Raw genomic sequence first — 19,242 nt, 5'->3', positions numbered from 1 at the left:
GCTTTTGCGACTTTGCGAGATTAATTTTTTATTTACTGAAATTCAAAATTATCCAACATCAATCCCTTCAAATCATCTCCTTCCAATGTTATTTTATACGTTCCAGCATTGATATAACCTCCTGACGTCGTATTCAAAATCTTCCATTTTTCAGGCGAAGGGAAAAACTCAATCGTATCGTTTCGCATTAAAATCCCGTACGCATCTTCCATTTTGAATTTCACTTTTAAAGGCGTTTCATTTCTATTCATAAAACGGAAACGCATTAAATAAATTCCCGCAACTCCTGGTTTTACTTCAAACTCAATGCTGTTGTTTGTCTTTTTAGTGAACTCAATATAATCGGCTTTTTTGAAATTTCCTTTTTCTATTCCGGTTCCTGTTGTTTTTGCTTTTTCGGCTTCAATGATTACGACAGGTCTTGAATCGTCTTTTTCGCCCATATCATAAGTTGGAACAACGACAATTGTAGAAATTGTTTCAGCATTATGAAAAAGAATTTTCTCGCCTTTCTTTATTTTTTTAGTGAAAACATCAAACGAAATTCCGTTGCTGTTCTTCGCTTTTTCTTCTATTTTTTTATAATCTGAAAGCTCTTTTAATGTCTTTGTTTTATCTTCAACTAAAAAATAAATAGTCGATTCTTCTTTAGCGGTAAACGATCCTTTATTTTTAGAATGAGATGAAAACTGTAAATAATCTGCTCCAAAAATTTCTGAAGGCAATTCGGTAAAAACAACATCAGAATCTGAATATTGTTTTGAATTAATATCCAGCCATGAAGCTATTCTGTTGATTTTTTCATAAGAATCTAAAACTAGATTTTGAATGTTTTTTGGAGATTCTGATGCTGGTCTTGCGTGAATATCCTTTGTCGCAATTGCAATTGCCGAGATAATCGCCTGCGAAGCTTTTACATTCGGGAACGAAATCACAATTTTTCCGTTTGTGCTTTTTACTTTGAATGTTTTCTTCAATGCATTGTCATGTCCTGCTTCTGCCCAAATATCAAAATCTTTTAAAACAACATTATCGTTGATGGCCACATCAAACAAACGCCAGCCTTTGCAGTCCATTCCGCCTCCAGTTCCGTACCAAGGTTCTGTAAAATACAATTCTACCAAATATTCTCCGTTTGGCACAGGAAATTCATAACGTAGTTTATCAACTCCGTATCTAAAACTTTGAAATAATTCAGGATCTTTTGTTCCGTTTATCGGATCGAAAGTCGTTCTTTGACTAGCAAAAAAGTCTGGAAGTTTTTCAAAATTATCGGTCCATGATAGCGAACCCCAAGTATTTTGTCCGTTTTTGTGCGTATCCGTAAACCACGTATTTCCAGCAGAATCAATTAGTTCAGAACCTCCGCAATTAACTCTATAAATATAATTATAACCGCTTTTAGCTTTTGTAATATCTGCTTTATTTGTTGTTAAAGCATCGAAATTTGGCGCTTTTGGCAGATTATTTAAAATGATATAATCTTTGGCAACCGCTTTTCCGTTTACATACCCAACGGCATATAAAACATTGTATTTAATGTCGACATTATTAAACTGAAAATGCTGTCCGATTCCTGGATTTTTTAGTTTTCCTAAAGAAGATTTATTTACATCGTTGAACAATTCTACTTCATCGCAATTTGAGTAAATATCGATTCCGTTTTTGATTCCAGTTGTTTTCCAACGACTTGGCCAGGTATGCGAAACGATATATACCATCGGATTAGTTTTGTTCGAAACATAATTGGCTCGGTACATATAAAAAGCATCCAGAGGTTCGCCCCAAATCGTAAAAAGTCCTTTATAATTGACTGGCCCAACTTTGTCAATATCTCTAAATCCTTCTCCGTTTTGTACACGTCCCGGATTTTCGTGCGAAGCAAAAAGCCAGTTGAATTGTCCTGCAATTTTATCTTTTACCGATTCTGCTTCACGAACTTTAATTTCCATTAATTGAGAAAAACGGTTTTCGCTTAAAGTTCCTTTTTGGTCAAATTCTCCTTCGGTATGTAAATCGGCTGAACGCCATGCTCCGTACTCACCGTTTAATAACTGAGTGGTCATTTCCAGATGGTATTTCAACGGATCTCCACCATAAGTTCCTGACCAATTTTGAACGACATTCCAATCTGTTCCTTCTCCACCATTACAAGTTGTTACAATACGTTGTGAAGCTGATAATGGATCCATTTCACGAATAATCTGTGTGCATTCTTCGGCAAATTCTTTCGGAATGGTACTTTCATTCTGCAATCCCCACATAACAACCGAAGGACTGTTTCTGCGTTCTTTAATCCATTCTCTTAATAAGGTTTTAAAGTTTTCTTTAAACTCAGGCGTATCGTACCAAATATGCGCCGAAAACTGACTCCAAAACAGGATTCCGTTTTCGTCTAATTCTTTTTGATATAATAAATTATGAGGCTGATGCGCTTCTCTAAAAGCATTAAATCCGCCTGCTTTGATTTGCTCGATTCGAGAATGAATCATTTCGTCTGAAAATGAATGGCTTTTTCCAATCAAATGTTCGTATTCGCACACACCGTTTATAAAAACAGGCTCGTCATTAATGAAAAAACGATTGTCTTTTCCGTCACGGCTAACTGGCCAGCTTACCCAACGGATTCCGTAAGGCGTTGTTAACTGATCGATTATTTTTCCGTTTTCGTAAACTGAAGTAACCAATTTGTACAAATACGGATCGGATGGCGACCATAATTTCGGATTTTGAATCTCAGGAAGTGTCTGTGCTATTTCTTTTGTTTCTCCCGAATTGATTTTGTTATCGCTTTTATTGACAACAACTTTCTTTCCTGAAGCATCAAGAAAGATATTTTCGATAGTTAAGTTGCGTTGTGAAGTACCGTAGTTCTTGATTTCTGTTGTAGTATGAAGAATTGCTTTTTGTTTGGAAACTGATTTATCATTCCAGATATGAACACCAAACGGCTGAATTCTAATATCGTTTGTAATTACCAAAGAAACTGGCCTGAAAATCCCCATTGGCTGAGAACCTTCTGAAAATCCCCATTCTCCAGAACAGCCACCGCAAACCCAAGGTAAATCGGCAATAAAAGATGGATGCCCTGCTTTTACTAAAATGATATTTTCTTTATCGAAAGAAACCGATTTTGTAATATCTAAGGTGAAAGTGGTTCTTCCGCCTTTGTGTTCGCCCACTTTTTTACCGTTTACCCAAACTGTGGCATACGAACTTACACCTTCAAAATAGAGAAAATGTTGTTTTGAACTCTCTTTTTTATCAAGTTTTAGCGTTTTTTTGTACCATGCAGTACCATGTAAATTTCCATGTTTTGTTCTTCTGAAACCATAATACTGATCCCAATTGTGAGGCACACTAACCTTTTGCCAATTGGAATCAGTTTTTGGATTTTCTACAAAATCTTCTTCTTTCAGCGGAAGATTATCCAGTATTACGGTTTCCCAAGACGAATTCAGCGAAATTTCTTTACGAAACTTCCCCGAATCTTTGCTCTGACTCCAAACAAAGCAAAGGCTTGAAAAAAAACAAAAAATAAAAAAAACTATTCTATTCATATTTTTAAAACCATATAAGTGATTATAAGGTTGTTTAAGTTTCTATTTTACTCCCCTTTTTGTCATTTCGACGTAAGGAGAAATCACACACGGAACTCTACAAAGATTGGCAAATTTCTGGACGGAATTTCTAGTGCGATTTCTCGTTCCTCGAAATGACAAACTATCCAGAGCTTCTTGCGGAGATCCCTCGTTCCTCGGGATGACAAGATTGTGTTTATGCTTTGAGCAAACCTAACGAATTTTGAAAACCTGTCAGGTCTAACTTCACGTTTATTTGCGTGAGGGATGGCAGTGGAGCTCTCCCGATTTTTCATCGGGAAGCGGGAACGTACAGCCCGACCCGAAGGGACACGCCCAAAAAATTAATAAAACAACCAATCGATAGCCGCTTTTTCTCCTGCATCAATATATCCAACATCACGTGGTGTTATGGTTTGATCTGCGTCGATGAAACCTAAAATCAATACTTTTCCTTTTCCTAAATCTAATTTATTCTCACCCGCCTGAAAAGTATAGGTGTGAATGTTTACACGTGGTAAATCTTTTAAATTCATTGCACTTGCCAGAATCACTTCGGCTTGACCGTGCGCATTTCCTGCAGCATCGGTTTCTAAACTTGGTGGTAATAAAAATCTCTTCTGATCTGAATTGAAATACCCAACCACTAATTTAACCGCTTTTGTATTTCTAAACTTCAAATGTGTTCCTTTTTCGTTTTGATCATTTTCTACGAACGAGAATCCTTTTAGGTTTTGAAGTTCAGGAGCAATTTTAGTTAACTCAGAAATATCTGTTCCGTAGACTTTTGTTCCCGGTTTTACTAAATACGTTCCCGGTTTTTCGTCGATGAAAGTTACTTCAGCTGTTTTCCAAGGTTTCCCTTCTTTGGTTTCGATCTTACCATCTTTTGAAGATTTTAGCTTCTCAAGATTTCTTTTAAAATTAGCCAATTCACGCTCGTAATGCGGTAATAATTCAGCCCAAGTTTTGTTGTTTCCGTCGTCTCCTCCAATCGGAATTCGACGTTGAGCCGTCTGCATACTGTTGGCATAGTAATAGGTATCTTTTGTTAGTTTTACCAATAACTCATAGTATTCGATACTTTTTTCTAAATGAGGCATCGCTTTGTCTAAATCGGCAATATCGTTTGAATAACTGTATCTTAAAACCAATAGAGCAGCTTTTACTTTTTCTGAGAAGAAATCAGCAAACGCTTTATACGCATGAATATCATTTCTAAGGCGTTCAAATTCTTCTTTATCCTTGGTTACGCTGGCTTCAGCTTTGTCAATTGCTTCGACAGCCAATCTTCCGTGTTCGGTAATTTCGGCAATAATCTGAGTTGGAAGTTCGCCAGAATGTGGTTCTTTGTTCCATTCTTTTTTAGCATATTCCAAAAGCAATTCTCCTGCTGGTCCACAAGATTCATGGAATCCTGGATAAACTCTCCATTTTGACGGATTCACCAATTGGCTTTCGAACATTCCTAGCAATAAGGTTTGACGGTTTCCTTCTGTGATTCCGAAACGTCTTAAGGTTTTTGGCGCAATTTCTCCCGTTTCTTCGTACGCTTTTAAAATATTATTGGCCGCTTCCTGAGTCGTTCCAAATTTATCTGCTAAATCTTTATCCCAAAATTTAACTTCTTCAGTACGATCTCTTTTACTGTCCCAAGCATATCTTGCCCAAGCTTTATACCAAATCCAATCGCGATCCATTTCTAATAAACGCTCACCTGATTTAGTTTTATCTGCCGAATACGGCCAATCCCAATACGAAGCTTGCGGATACAGGTGTAATGCATTTGCTCCGTGAACGCTGTGCATCGCTTTTACTGTTTTTTGGATAAAATCTGGCGAACCGTATCTGAAGGGTTCTAAATTGGCCAAAATATGAACGTTCTCAATATGAATTGATTTTAGGGAACTCAACTGTTTATGTGTTTCTCCCCAAGGACCGCCTGGCGTATAAGTCGTTAACGATTCTCCTGTATATTTACTTTCTGTGTAAAGGTTTTTGTATAATGGCAGTGACTTTTCCATTACCAAAGGCCCATCTGTATCATGAGAACGAAGAATAATTGGCGGCTCGTCTGTTCTTCCCAATGCTTTTAATCCGTCCTGAACTCCTGGAATAATCGTTTTGGTAAACCATTCTACATCATCATCAATCGTGTTGATAGCTTCTCCTAAACAAACTAATAATCCAACATTTGGATATTTTTCAATGAATGCAGCAATAGATTTTCTGGTGTAATCTGACAATAAAGGCGTAATTGGTCTTGAACGATCCTGCGTTTTAATGTTGTAATGCTCTGCAAAAGGCTTAGAAACAATAATATTATAAAACATCTGAATGACCCAGATTCCTCTTTTGTTCGCTTCGACCGTTAAGAATTTATAGATTTCTTCATTCTTTTTGAAATCTTCGTCGCTTACCTCAACCGCAAACGGATATTCTTTCAATTTTACCAAAGAAGCAAACGGGTGTCCGTTCCATAAATACAGCGAGTTCATGCGGTTTTCTACCAGCATATCTAAATATTTTACCCATAAAGCTTTATCGTAAAACCATGGAAAAGTTTCTGGCGTGTACGGATACTCGTAAACATCGCGTCCTGGAAGATAAACCGGTTTCTGCATTCCGATGCAGGCTCCACGCAAAACCATTTCCGGACTGTCTTCAATATTAATTTCTGAAGGAAGTTTTCCTGAAGCTTTAATTATATCTGTTAATTCCAAAGCTCCGTATAAAGTACCAGAAGCATCTGTTCCTTCAACATAAATTACATTATTTTGAGTGCGAATCTGGAAACCTTCTTTCTTGGTTAATTTGCTGTCATCGATTTTAGCGCTTTTAGCATTTTTCTTCCAGAAATCAGTTCCTTTTTCTCCAATTACAATTATTTTATCTTTTGACTTTTTGAATTTATCAGAAGAAGTTACACTGAATCCTTTTGCTGAAAGTGTTTCAGATAATTTCTCTGCTCCAAATTTTGCTCTTGGCGAACTCGGATCACTAACAACAGTGATGTTTTGCGCTGTCGCGAAAGAGACATAAAAACATAAAAAAAGTAATTGTAAATATTTCATAGTATGCTGTTTTTGGGTATTCATTCTAAAAATAATCTGCTAAATCTGCCCGATCTGCGTGAAAAATATCTCTCGCAGATTTAGCAGACTAGGCAGATTTATAGTGAAAAATTGTGTTGTTTAACGATTACATATTGATCACTGTTTATTGTTTAATTCTGGAAAATCTTCTTCAAATAAGCTACGTTTGCGCCGTAATTGGCTTTTACATTATGCACTTGTGTCACGTCTCGAGAACGCTCTACAATTAGCCATCCACTCCATTTCATTTCATCCAAAGTTTGTTTGATTTTTGGCATATCGATCGCCTTGTCATTTTCCAACCAAAACTGATCGGTGTTGGAAGCGTGAATCTGCGCTAAATATTTCTTTCCTAAGATTTTTAATTCTGATGAAATATCTCTTTTATTATCTAAAGCATTAGCAAAATTGAAAGAGCTTTTAATATATTTTGAACCTACTTCTTCTAAAAGTTTTTTCTCTTCAGTAGCACTTAAAGAAGTTTCAATTGCGATAACACCACCAATCTTCCCTACTTCCTTTCCTGCCCATTGCAATCTTTTAATCACTTCGGGACGTAATTCAGGATTCTTAACCAAATCGGTTTGAGTTCCTAACGGCAAATAAGCCACTTTTACTTTCATGTTTTTCATAGCCTCAATACAATCCGCAATCATTGGTGCAATTTCTCTTGTGGCAAAAGACTGTGCATAAAATCCAGACATTGCAATCGAGCTGATTCCAACTCCGGTTTCTTTCGATTTATCTAAGAATTTTTGTCTTTCAACTGGATCACCCAATTTGCTGTCAAAAGTGGGACGATTTCCTAAACCTCCCATATCCAGTTCGATTCCGTCAGCTTTTATTTCAGCAGCCAAACCAAAAGCGCCTAATTTTTGTCTTTTTAAAATCATCCAATCGCAAACTGCCACTTTATATTTTTGCTTTTTATTGGAAGACTGAGCCGTTGCACAGCTATTAAATGTTGTCGACATAACAACAAGCATTGCAATAAGTAAATTTCTTTTAGATTTCATGCTTATATTTTTTTTGCCACAGATTATAAAGGTTAAATAGATTAAAAAAAATCTGCTCGATCTGTTAAATCTGCGAGAAAAATTTAACTCTCGCAGATTGAGCAGATTTTGGAGATTAATTAGAAGAAAATCTTTCTAATCATTTTAATCTGTGGCTTTATATTTTTTTGCCACGATTTCCACGAATTTTCACGAATTAGTATTTTAAAAAATTTGTGGAAATTAGTGAAATTCGTGGCGAACTTTATTTTACTCTTCTTCAGCTTTTACTGCTGTTACCACTTTTCCTTCTTCGCCTGGCCAGATTCCGTTTTTGATTGGGAGTGCAACCAATTTACTTGGATCCACTTTTACATATTTCAGTTTTTCTCTTCTCCAAGTATACACAATATGCACCATTCCATCTGAACCTTGAATCATCGATGGATAAGAATATTGACTAATTTTTGAATCTTCTAAAACCAAAGCCGCGTTCCAGTGAATTCCGTCTTTAGAAACCGAAACGTTTAAAGGCGTTCTTGGTCCTTTTGCTTCTTTTCCCGGAGGAAGAACGTGATTGTAAACTAACAAATGTCTACCATCTTTTAACGTTACAGCATCGGTTCCTGAGTTGTTATTTGGAAGTCCGATTAACTCTACATCCGACCACGTTTTTCCGTTATCTTTTGAGAATGTGCTGAAAATAGCTCTATTTCTAGTTCTTCCAATAGCTTGGATGCTTCCGTCTTTATGAAATAAAATACTTGGCTGAATCGCATTGATTTTTTGTTTTCCTCTTGGAAGCGTATCGCCCATTACCCAAGTTTTTCCGAAATCTGGAGTAGATTCCATACGAAGTCTCCAGCCATCGCCTTCTATACTTGACGGACATAATAAAGTTCCGTTGCTTAATAAAACTGGTTTATTTTTGATTGGCCCTAAGAAACCATCAGGCATCTTTTGTGCTTCAGACCAAGTTTTTCCGCCATCAGATGAAGTTCTGATTACGCCCCACCATTCTGATGGTTTTGGTCCGATTTTGTAAAACAACATTAAATCGCCACCTGGAATTTGGTACAAAACGGGATTCCATGTTGGTAATCTCGGCCCTTCTTTCATCACACCATCAGCTACTTTTACGCCTTCCTTCCAAGTATCGCTTCCTTTTGGTTTAATCGCAACGTAAATACAAACATCAGGATTTCTTTCGTGAGTTCCTCCAAACCATGAGGCCACTAAATCACCATTTGTAGCTTCGACGATTGTAATGGCATGGCAAGACGGATAAGGCGCTTTATCGTAAACAAATTGATCTACTAAAATCCCCTCTTTCCAAGTCTTTTTCTCTAAAGCCGATTTACAACTTCCTAAAAGGAAAAGTCCAAACAAGACAAATGCTAATTTTGTTACTTTCATTCTTAATTAAATTATGAATTATTTTTTTTGACTATAAATACATACCCAACATTTTTTTAGGTAAAAATATTTAATAAGTGTAAAAATAACACCAAAAAATTAACAATGTATCCTGTACTGTCCCGAATTATTAAAAATGTAGATTATTTAACGCTAATAGCAAAATTTCCTGACGAAAGTGTGACAATTATTTGATTTTTTTCTACAGAATAAGCGTAAGAAGTCTTATCCAGCTTCTGTTTATTGATTGAAACAGCTGAAATATCGCTTGCAGGAAGATACACAACTGCAGATGTATTTGCGGGAACGGTAATATTCCAAACCAAAGCCTTTTTATCTTTTTTCCAATCGCTTTTTATCAATCCGTAAATCGATTCATACGAAGCATTTACATGAGTCAATCCAGCATTAAAATCTGGTTTCATGATAATTTGTTTGAAGCCCGGAGTTTCAGGATTGCTCTTGATTCCTGCCATATTTTCGTAATACCAAATCAGCAAATCGCCTAAAAGCATAACGTGATTTTGCGAGTTCATTGCTGGATCTGCAGTGTTTCCGTTCCAAAGTTCCCAAATCGTAGTTGCGCCGTTTTCGACCATATAACCCCAGCTTGGATACGTTTTGTTTGAAGCTAATTTGAAAGCCAAATCGCCACGGCCGAAATTAGTCAGCGTTCGCATCAAAAACTGTGTTCCGATAACGCCCGTACTTACATGACCGTTTTTAGTCACTTCCACTTCATGAACTAAATTTTCAAAAACTTTTTGCTGGAATTCTTCTGGAACCATTCCGAAAGTCAAAGGCAGTAAATTGGCTGTTACGGTATTATTAGCATAGTTGTTTTTGGCTGAATTAAAGTATTTAGCGTTAAATGCTTTTTTTATTCTCAAAGCTAATTCGTCATAATATTTGATATCATTTTGCGCATTGGCGATTACAGCAAATTTCTTCATGATATTTAAAAGCTGGTAATAAAACGCACTCGAAATCAATTCGCCGTCTGTTAAACGAGAAGGATCTTTCGAACGGATTAATTCCAAAGATTCTGGCGGAACGCACCAGTCGCCGTACTTATCTTTGGTCATGATATCATCAACCAAATAGTTTTCTTCCATATAATCCATCCATTTTTTCATAGACGGATATTGTTTTTCTACTACTTTTTTGTCTCCAAATTGTTGATACAACATATCCGCAACTGTAATATAAGTCCCCGGCCAAGTCACATTATCGCCATAATAACGCCAGAAAGCAGGTGCTACATCTGGAATTCCTCCATCAATAGTTTGTGAGTTTCTAATATCATCCAACCATTTTGCATACAATGTCTGATTGTCGAATAAGAAACTTTCGCCGTAAGCTCCTGTTGTCCTATCTCCCAACCAAGGCTGACGTTCATTCCGCTGCGGACAATCGATTGGCATTCCTTTATAATTTCCGCTGATTCCCCACCATGCATTTTTAAAAATCTGATTCATAATTGGGTTCGAAGAATCAAAAGTTCCCGTTGTGGCAATGTCATCATAAACGACTTTTCCAACAAAGTTTTCTAAAGTCGGTTTTGTTTTGAAACCCGAAATTTCAACAAATCGAAATCCATGAAAAATAAAACGAGGTTCCCAGACTTCTTCGCCTTCACCTTTTAATGTATAAATATCCGTCGTTTTGGCATCACGAAGATTGGCAATATACAACGAACCGTCAGACTGTAAAGACTCTGCAAATTTCATGGTGATTTTATCGCCAGCGCTTCCTTTCACTTTCAATTGTAACCAGCCCACCATATTTTGCCCCATATCCAAGATATAAGTTCCTTTGAGTGTCTGTTTAATCGAAATAGGTTTTACTTCACGTTTAATCTTCATATTGGCCGACATCTGCCCTTCATAGAATCCGCCTGGTTCCTGAACATATTCTGCTGAAAGCCACTTTTTATCATTAAAATTAATGGTATTCCAGCCTTTCATTTCTTTACGGGCATCGTATTCTTCACCGTCATATTCGTTATTCGATAATATTGGTCCGTCAGTTGTGATTTTCCAAGTATCATCGGTTCTAATCACCTCTTTGCTTCCGTCTGTATATTCTACAAACAATTGCAAAGCCATTTTAGGGTAACCAAAAGTTTTGATTTTATACGGTTTATAATCCTGACGCATCGTAAAAAAACGTCCGTTTCCTAAAATGGTTCCCAATGCATTTTTGCCTTCCTTCAATTGTGAAGTCACATCAAAAACATTGTATTTTACATTCTTCGTATAATCTGTCGGAACAGGTGCTAAGACTTGATCACCAATTTTATTTCCGTTAATGTACAACTCATACAAGCCCATTCCCATGATATAAACCTTGGCACTTTTGACTTTCTTTTTTAAGTCAATTTCTTTTCTTAAATATCTCGCTGATAATCGAGAATACTGCGAAATACTATCTCCTGGAGACGTTTTTTCATATCCAATCCAGCGAGTTGATTTCCAATCGGCATACGTTAAAATCCCGATACTGAAATGTGCTACTTCTTTTGATTGAACTTCGCCTTTATTAGTAAAAACGACTACTTTCCAGTAAACGTCTTGTCTGTCTTTTAGTTTTTTTCCATTATAAATTACATTTACCGATTCATCGCTTTGCACTCTTCCGCTATCCCATAAATCTCCGTTTCCTGCATTTAGTTTATCTAAAGATGAAGAAGCTGTGATTTGATAAGCCGTTTGTTTTAAATCATTTATCCCTGCTTTTATTTTCCAGCTCAATCTTGGCTGTAAAACGTCAATGCCTTCTGGATTTGTCAGCATTTCACATTTTAAATCACTCACAATGATTTTGTTTTGGGCTTTCGCCGAAATTGTGAAAAGTGAAATGATTATTGTCAGATGTAAAAAAAACTTTTTCATGGTAATATTTTTAAGCTTTTGGCTTTATTTTTTTTTCTCGCAGATTTTGCAGATTATTTTACTCTATTTTTTAAATCTCCCAAATCTGCTAAATCTGCGGGAGTAAATTATGCTCATTTTTGTCATTTCGACCTAAGGAGACCCGAGCTATAGTAAACAGGCGAAGCAAATCTTCGTTAGCAGCTCGACAAAGATTGTCGATTTTGATTGTAGAGTTTCTTGCGAAGATTTCTCCTTACGTCGAAATGACAAACTAGATCCAACTACTTTTAAAAAATTAAGGATTAATAAATCTTCTTAATTTATCCAATGTGCTTAAACTCTCAAAAGCAATTTTATTTTGTTCTAATAATTTACTTGTTTCCCATCGTATTTTCCATTCAGGATCTTTCAGTTTTTGTCTCAGCTTCGATACTATAGTTGGATTACTCTTCAAAACCTGTTCATCAATCCAATCTGGAAGAAATTCCAAAGCGCTCAAACGAATTTCTACATTCTTATGATCCAAACCTTTTAACAATGTTTCTCTAACCCGATCTGCATTATATGAAGTTATATTTTCAACAAAAATCTCGGTCAAAACAGGAGAAAGTGCTTTAATTTTATTTTGGTTTAATGCAATTTGATAAACTCTATTGAATTCATCAGATAGAAAATCTGCCCATTTATCGATCTCTTCATCTTCACTTAGTGAATAATAAACAAAACTAACTTTATCAGACTGAGTAAAAAGTTGATTTTCACAGAAACGCTTTAATCCATCGAGATCTTTTACAGCTAATTTCTGAATATCTTTTATTGCTTCTTCTGAATCCTCATGTTCAAGATCATAATACTCATCTAAAGTTATGATCTGGTCAAAATTATGTATTGGTTTGTAAACTGTTTTATTTTCGCTCATAGTGCTTGGTGTAAATTTTGGAGTATACTTTTTTAGAAGTTCCTTAATTTCATATTCAGATACATCGTAATCATCTATTTTTATTTCGATTGTTTTCTGCTTATAAATAAAAGTGAGGTAAAACTCCTTATATGACAAATTGTACTTTGCCGTGTGTTCTGTTTTGGCAATAACTCTTGGAAATACAATATCTTTCCATTCATAAAAAATCTCATTTAGTTCTAATCCTTCTTGCGAGAATATTATTTTTTTATGAAAATTAAAGAGCGTCATTACCGCTTTTTTTCCATAAACGATAATAAATAAAATAGCAACAATTGGTAATACTAAATCGGTAAATTTAAATGTAATCTTTTCAACATTTATGAGTGATAAAAAGTAAATACCTAAAACCACAAATACCATATTCCATACAATATGAAATACACCACCTTTGATTGAATAATTTAATACTGTTTTCTCCAAATTTTATTCTTAACTAAAATAACTTGCATGACTATTAAACCGATAAGTTTTTAAAAACCTGTCGGATTTATAATTAGTTTGAAATCACACGCTCCAATCTTTCAGAAACTGCAATTTCTTTTCCGTTTTTAAAGATTCTGAAACCTTTTCCTTTTTTATATCTCTCTCCTGTTTTATCCCAAAGAATCGTAATAATATTGCCATGGTACAAAACGTTATCCAAACAAAACCAATCCCATTTCTCTTGCGGAATCAACGGATTTACTTCAATCTTCTCATCAGTTCTTGGGCGTAAACCAACCAAACCTGTAATCACTAAATCATTGAAAGTCGAATGATTATAATATCGGCTTCTTTCTCTGTCACCCATTAACCAATAGCCTGTTGTCTCATCTAAATACTCGCCAAGATAAGGTTTCCCTCTGTAATATTGCGATTGAACATACAATGACATTTGTTTGAAATAATCGGGTTTGGCTACAAAATTCTGATTGTAATTATTCAAAACATTCGCTAAAGCAGTTAACGTCTGCGAACTTGCAAATGGCCAAATCGCACCATCCCATTCGCAGGTTCCTGTTCCATGCGTTCTAAATCTTGGACTTCTTCTTTCAGCCGTTGTCAAACCAAATGGAGCCGAAAATCCTTTTTCATCCTTAATCTGTTCCCAAGCTTTTTCAAAACCTTTGTTTTGGTCCGGCAGATTAAAATACCACGGAATAAATCCGATCGCTTCTCTAACTTGTGCTAAAGTATCTTTTTCTGTTAAAGTTTCAAAGAACTCACTTTTTGGATTCCATAATTTGTTTTCAACTAATTGTCGTAAAACGTCAGCTTTAGCTTTGAATTTTGCTTCAACTTCTTTATCGCCTTTCAATTCAGCCATTTTAGAAATCGCTACAGCATTCCCGTACATATAACTGTTAATCGTTGGTCTTGCATTTTGTACTTTACGCCCGCCACTTAAGGATTCTTCCATTCCATCTTTTACATCATGCTGCCAAAACAAACCATCTTTACGCTGACGGTCTTTTTCCCAAACAGCATAATCGGCAACCATGTCTGGGTATAAATCCAATAAGAATTTTTCATCCTTATTCACCAAATAACGATTGTACAAAGCATCGGCTGTCCAACTGCTGAATTTATACAATTTGTTCATTGGTTTTCCATCATTTCCTCTGTACCAAAGTTTCACATCCTGTTCAATATATTTCGGATCATGAACCCATCTGAATTCATTAATATGATGACCTAAAGCACAACTTATCATATTGTATTTATCGGCATACGAACGATCTACTAAAAATTCAGTAATTGCAAATCCCTGTGGTGTATTCTTAATATGTTTGCGAACGCTCCACCATCTGAAATAATAAATCTCCTCAAAATTCTGCTGTGGACATTCGAACAACGGAATATTCTTTTCCATCCAAGTCCAGGCACTATCATTCGGAATCGCAAATTTTAAGTTTTCATCTTCCATCGTGTTGAAATAATCAACATAATGTTTGAAGTTTTTTTCTTTTAAAATAAACGATTTTCCTTTTTGGGATTCTACTGCACCAGATTTACAACCGCTGTTTATACAAGCGATTACAATTGAAAGTGTTATTATTTTATGTTTGAAATTTGTCAACATTTAAAATTCAGTCTTTTTAAAGTTAAACCATATAAGCAATATAAGTTCAATTAAGTTTTCCTTTATATTTTCTTATATCACTTATATGGTTTTAAAATATTTTTAATTCCCTGTAAAAGTATACGTCTGCCCTGCTTTCATATTCACATCGTAAATATTGTAAGTTGGCAACTGTACTTTAGGCAATTTTGCTTCTTTAGAAATAATAGGTTTCTTCACTTCTACATCATAAAACAAAGGATTTGGATTTTTTCCTTTTGCTTTTTTAAGTGAAGAACCTTTTAGTGTATTCTCAACTTTCAATCGGCAATTCCCTCCTATTTTCGAATAGATTTTTAGCTCCGAAACTTTATTGTTTTTCCACGTCATATCGATTACAAATCCGCCTCTTGCAACTAGACCTTTAATACTTCCGTCTTTCCAGACAGTTGGTAAAGCAGGCAGTAAATGAATTGCATCTTCCTGACTCTGCATCAGCATTTCGGCAAAACCGGCTGTGCATCCAAAGTTACCATCAATTTGAAACGGCTGATGCGCATCCAACATATTCGGATACGTTCCGCCGCCTTTTCTTTGATCCGCTGTTACCAAATGTAATTGATCCTGAATCAATTTATAAGCATGATTTCCGTCTAATAATCTCGCCCATAGATTCACTTTCCATCCCATTGACCAGCCTGTAGATTCGTCTGTTCTGTAAATAAGCGATTGTTTAGCTGCTTCAAATAATTCAGGCGTTTTAATTGCCGAAATCTGATTGCTTGGATACAAGCCGTACAAATGCGAAACGTGTCTGTGATTGTCTTTCGGATTGTCCCAATCGTCCTGCCATTCCTGTAACTGATTGTGTTTACCCACTTTCATTGGAGGCATTTTAGCTAAAGCATCGCTCACTTTTTTGGCATAAGCAGCATCTGGCGAAACTAAAGCCGAAGCTTCGATAACATGTGTAAACAAATCAAAAACCAGCTGATTGTCCATTGTCGTTCCTGATGCAATTGTCGCTTTCCCTGTTCCGCCTGCGTGTGTGTTTTCAGGAGAACTTGACGGAACAACAACTAAATATTTTGTGTTCGGATCGATAACCATAAAATCCAAAAAGAAATCGGCTGCACCTTTCATAATCGGATAAATTTCTGCTAAATATTTTTTATCTCCTGTGTACAAATATCTTTCCCATAAATCCTGACAAACCCAAGCACCACCAGTTGGCCACATTCCCGAAGCAGCTGAATCTACTGGAGCAGTTACACGCCAAATATCGGTGTTGTGATGTAAAACCCAACCATTTGCATTGTACATCATTCTAGCTGTTTCTGCTCCTGTTACACTTAATTCTTTTGCCATTTGCACAAATGGTTCGTGCATTTCCTGTAAGTTGGTTACTTGTGCCGGCCAATAATTCATTTCGGCATTGATGTTTGTGGTGTATTTACTATCCCAAGGCGGAGTCACCATATCGTTCCAGATTCCTTGAAGATTTGCTGGCTGTCCGCCTGGCTGTGAACTGGAAATTAAAAGATAACGTCCAAATTGGAAATACAACGAAGCCAATTGCGGATCAAACTGTTTCGAAAAATCTCTAATTCTTTCGTTTGTAGGTTTCTTTAGTAATTCATTCGAACCTAAATCTAAAGTAACTCTGTTGAAGAATTTTTGGTAATAGTCAACATGCGCATTCTTTATGGTTTCAAAATCTTTGGTTTCCGCTTTAGCCAAATAGTCTTTACTTTTTGCAATTTCATCTCCTGAAATATCTTGATAGTTTTTGAAATTGGTTGCAATCGAAATGTATAAAGTCACTTCATCGGCTTTGTTGATGCTTAAAACGCCGTTGCTGGCATCGATTTCCCCGCCTTTATTTTTAGCAGTAAGTCTTCCTTGAAATTTTACTTTTCCTTTTACCCCTTCAAAGTTAGTTCCAACTCCCGAAAGTACAATCTGGTTTCCTTCTGTGGATGCAACTGTCTTATCAATTGGACTGTTCATAAAAACATTACAAGTAATCTGTCCCGGCTGACTTGCAGAGAGTTTCACTACAATTACCTGATCTGAAAATGCAGTTAGAATTTCTCTTGTAAATTCTACGCCGTTTACTTTGTATTTTACTTTTGCTGTCGCATTACTGATGTCTAAATCACGATAATAATCCGTATATTTTTGATGTCCTGCGAATGAAATATAAACGCTTCCAAAAGTCTGATACGGCATTCCGTCATTCGTCTGCGACATAATATCCTGCGTTGCTAAATCCTGCGCTTCATCAAACTTCCCGTCAAAAATTAACTGGCGAACTATTGGAAGTGCTTTAATAGATTTATTATGCGCATTGCTATTCGGAGAACCTGCCCAAATGGTTTCTTCGTTCAACTGCAAACGTTCTACTGCTGGATCACCAAAAACCATGGCACCCAAACGTCCGTTGCCCAAAGGCAAAGCTTCGTTCCAGATCGCAGCTGGTTTATCATACCATAGTTTTAGGTCTTTGTTTTGTGCCGTTGCAAGCGAAAAAACTCCAAGACAAATCGCCGTTATTTTAATTTTTAATCTCATTTTTATATTTTTTTTTCGCCACGAATTCACGAATTAACTCTAATCATTCTTTGCGTTTAATTTCTCAAATTTATTTTTCCAATAATTAAAAATCTGCTAAATCTGCTAAATCTGCGTGAAAAAAATTACTCTCGCAGATTGAGCAGATTATGGAGATCAATAATTCGTGAATTCGTGGCTATTTTTTTACCTCGTAAACTTTCAGATTTTTTTCTCCAAACATTTCATATAATTTGTTGATGTCTTTCAAAGCATTTGCAGGCAGTTTTTCTCCTTTATCTCCAAAGACAAACAACTTTTCTTTTGGTTCAATTACACAAGTCGATTCGTCGATTTCGCCTTTGTCGTTCTTCACTTTATTCAAATCTAAATTTAAATATTTTGCCATAAACGGATACAAAGCCATACGTTTCGAAATTCCGAAATCATGACCTTCTTTTGCAAAATGAGCATTTTCAACTAAATCTTTCTTTCCATACAATTCGTATGTTCTTTGGATAAAAGGAAATTCTAATTCAGGAACAGCTAATGTCCAGTCTTTTCCGTCAGAAACAATCAATTGTGGTTTTGGAGCCATCATAGCAGAGATTTCGGCGTTGTTTGTTCCGTTTACACAAAGATGGATTCCACGACCACTTTCGCATGGACAACCGCCTGAGAAATGAGAAGAAACCATTACAACTGGAGCTGAAACTTTTACTCGATCATCAATTGCGGCTAAAAACATCGTATGTGAACCTCCACCAGAACCTCCAGTAACGCCAACTCGTGACATATCGGCGTTTTTTACCGTTGCTAAATAATCCAATAAACGAATTCCGGTTAAAACCTGAACCGTAGATGCAATGCTATTTCTGTGGGTTTCTTCTGGAAATTGCAATAGCGATTCTCCCCAAGCAAATAAATCATAACCAACTACAATTGCTCCCATTTTGGCCATCATCGCACAACGGTACTGCTCGTCTTTTCTGTATCTTCCGTCGCCAAAATGCCCGTCTGGTGTTAAGATAACAGCTGCTTTTTTATTTAGCGGATACGGTTTGTAAATCGATCCTGTTGCATAAACTCCAGGCAGAATTTCCAAAGCAATATTTTCGACACTGTAGTCTTTATAAATTCTCTTTGGAGTTAAAAGTGGTTTAGATTTTGGCGTAGGGGGCGCCTTATCCAAACCAAATGATTCAATCATACAAGCTTTTAACTCCGTTTTGCGTTTCTCCCATTCCTCTTTAGTCGAATAAAGGTTTTCTAAATAAAACAAACGTTCTTTTCCTTTATCAACTGAAACTTTATGGTTTTCATATTTACGAATAATGTAGGTTCCGTCGGGTTGTTTGAAATACATCAGTTCAAACGGCGCTAGAATATTAGTCAGCGAAAGAGGCAGATTTCCAGGTTCAATTCTCCAGTCGGCATAATCCAGTTCTTTTCCTTTTAATAAACCTCTATCATCATTGATTGTTACTTTAAAAAGAGTTTCAATCTTTTTCAGTGTTTCCGATACTGGCTTTCTAAAATTAGTATCAGAAGTGCTTTGTGCATTCGCAAATGTCAAAGCAAAAATGGAAACTATTAAGATGTATTTTAAATTTTTCATTATTACATTTTTTTGATTTGCCTCCTGATTTAACTGAAGGAAAACAAATTGATTTTTAAAATGGGCTTTACCGAAATTATTTATTTGGCTAAAGCCTATTGAC

The 19,242-nt window shown here is 36.0% G+C and carries 9 protein-coding genes; all 9 read right to left on the bottom strand.

Annotation, left to right across the window (positions count from 1 at the left end):
* Positions 1-32: 32 nt before the first annotated feature.
* Positions 33-3,560 carry a malectin domain-containing carbohydrate-binding protein gene (locus tag BSF41_RS15240; protein WP_095930361.1) on the bottom strand — a complete coding sequence of 1,176 codons (3,528 nt, stop codon included), beginning with the start codon at positions 3,558-3,560 and terminating at the stop codon, positions 33-35.
* A gap of 365 nt (positions 3,561-3,925) precedes the next feature.
* A complete protein-coding gene (locus BSF41_RS15235; RefSeq protein WP_095930430.1) occupies positions 3,926-6,655 on the bottom strand; it encodes a glycoside hydrolase family 20 zincin-like fold domain-containing protein in 2,730 nt (909 codons plus the stop codon).
* Between the two features lie 152 nt (positions 6,656-6,807).
* Positions 6,808-7,692 (bottom strand): sugar phosphate isomerase/epimerase, encoded by an 885-nt coding sequence (locus tag BSF41_RS15230; RefSeq protein WP_095930360.1) that lies wholly within the window; start codon positions 7,690-7,692, stop codon positions 6,808-6,810.
* Between the two features lie 249 nt (positions 7,693-7,941).
* Complete coding sequence (locus BSF41_RS15225; protein WP_095930359.1) at positions 7,942-9,087, bottom strand: exo-alpha-sialidase; 1,146 nt, start codon at positions 9,085-9,087, stop codon at positions 7,942-7,944.
* 143 nt (positions 9,088-9,230) lie between these two features.
* Positions 9,231-11,981, bottom strand: coding sequence for a glycoside hydrolase family 78 protein (locus tag BSF41_RS15220; protein WP_095930358.1), 2,751 nt, complete (start codon positions 11,979-11,981; stop codon positions 9,231-9,233).
* A gap of 277 nt (positions 11,982-12,258) precedes the next feature.
* On the bottom strand, positions 12,259-13,347 hold the full coding sequence (locus BSF41_RS15215) for a hypothetical protein (RefSeq protein WP_095930357.1): 1,089 nt from the start codon (positions 13,345-13,347) through the stop codon (positions 12,259-12,261).
* A gap of 73 nt (positions 13,348-13,420) precedes the next feature.
* Positions 13,421-14,989, bottom strand: coding sequence for a glycosyl hydrolase family 65 protein (locus BSF41_RS15210; protein ID WP_095930356.1), 1,569 nt, complete (start codon positions 14,987-14,989; stop codon positions 13,421-13,423).
* A 102-nt stretch (positions 14,990-15,091) separates the two neighbouring features.
* The gene (locus BSF41_RS15205; protein ID WP_095930429.1) at positions 15,092-17,542 is read right to left on the bottom strand and encodes a glycoside hydrolase N-terminal domain-containing protein; all 2,451 of its coding nucleotides are present in this window, start codon (positions 17,540-17,542) and stop codon (positions 15,092-15,094) included.
* Between the two features lie 178 nt (positions 17,543-17,720).
* A complete protein-coding gene (locus BSF41_RS15200; RefSeq protein WP_095930355.1) occupies positions 17,721-19,139 on the bottom strand; it encodes an acetylxylan esterase in 1,419 nt (472 codons plus the stop codon).
* Between the last annotated feature and the right edge of the window lie 103 nt (positions 19,140-19,242).

It is taken from the genome of Flavobacterium sp. ACN2 (assembly GCF_002303885.1).
In the GTDB taxonomy this organism is placed as follows: Bacteria; Bacteroidota; Bacteroidia; order Flavobacteriales; family Flavobacteriaceae; genus Flavobacterium.
This window is presented reverse-complemented; position numbering and strand designations above follow the sequence as displayed.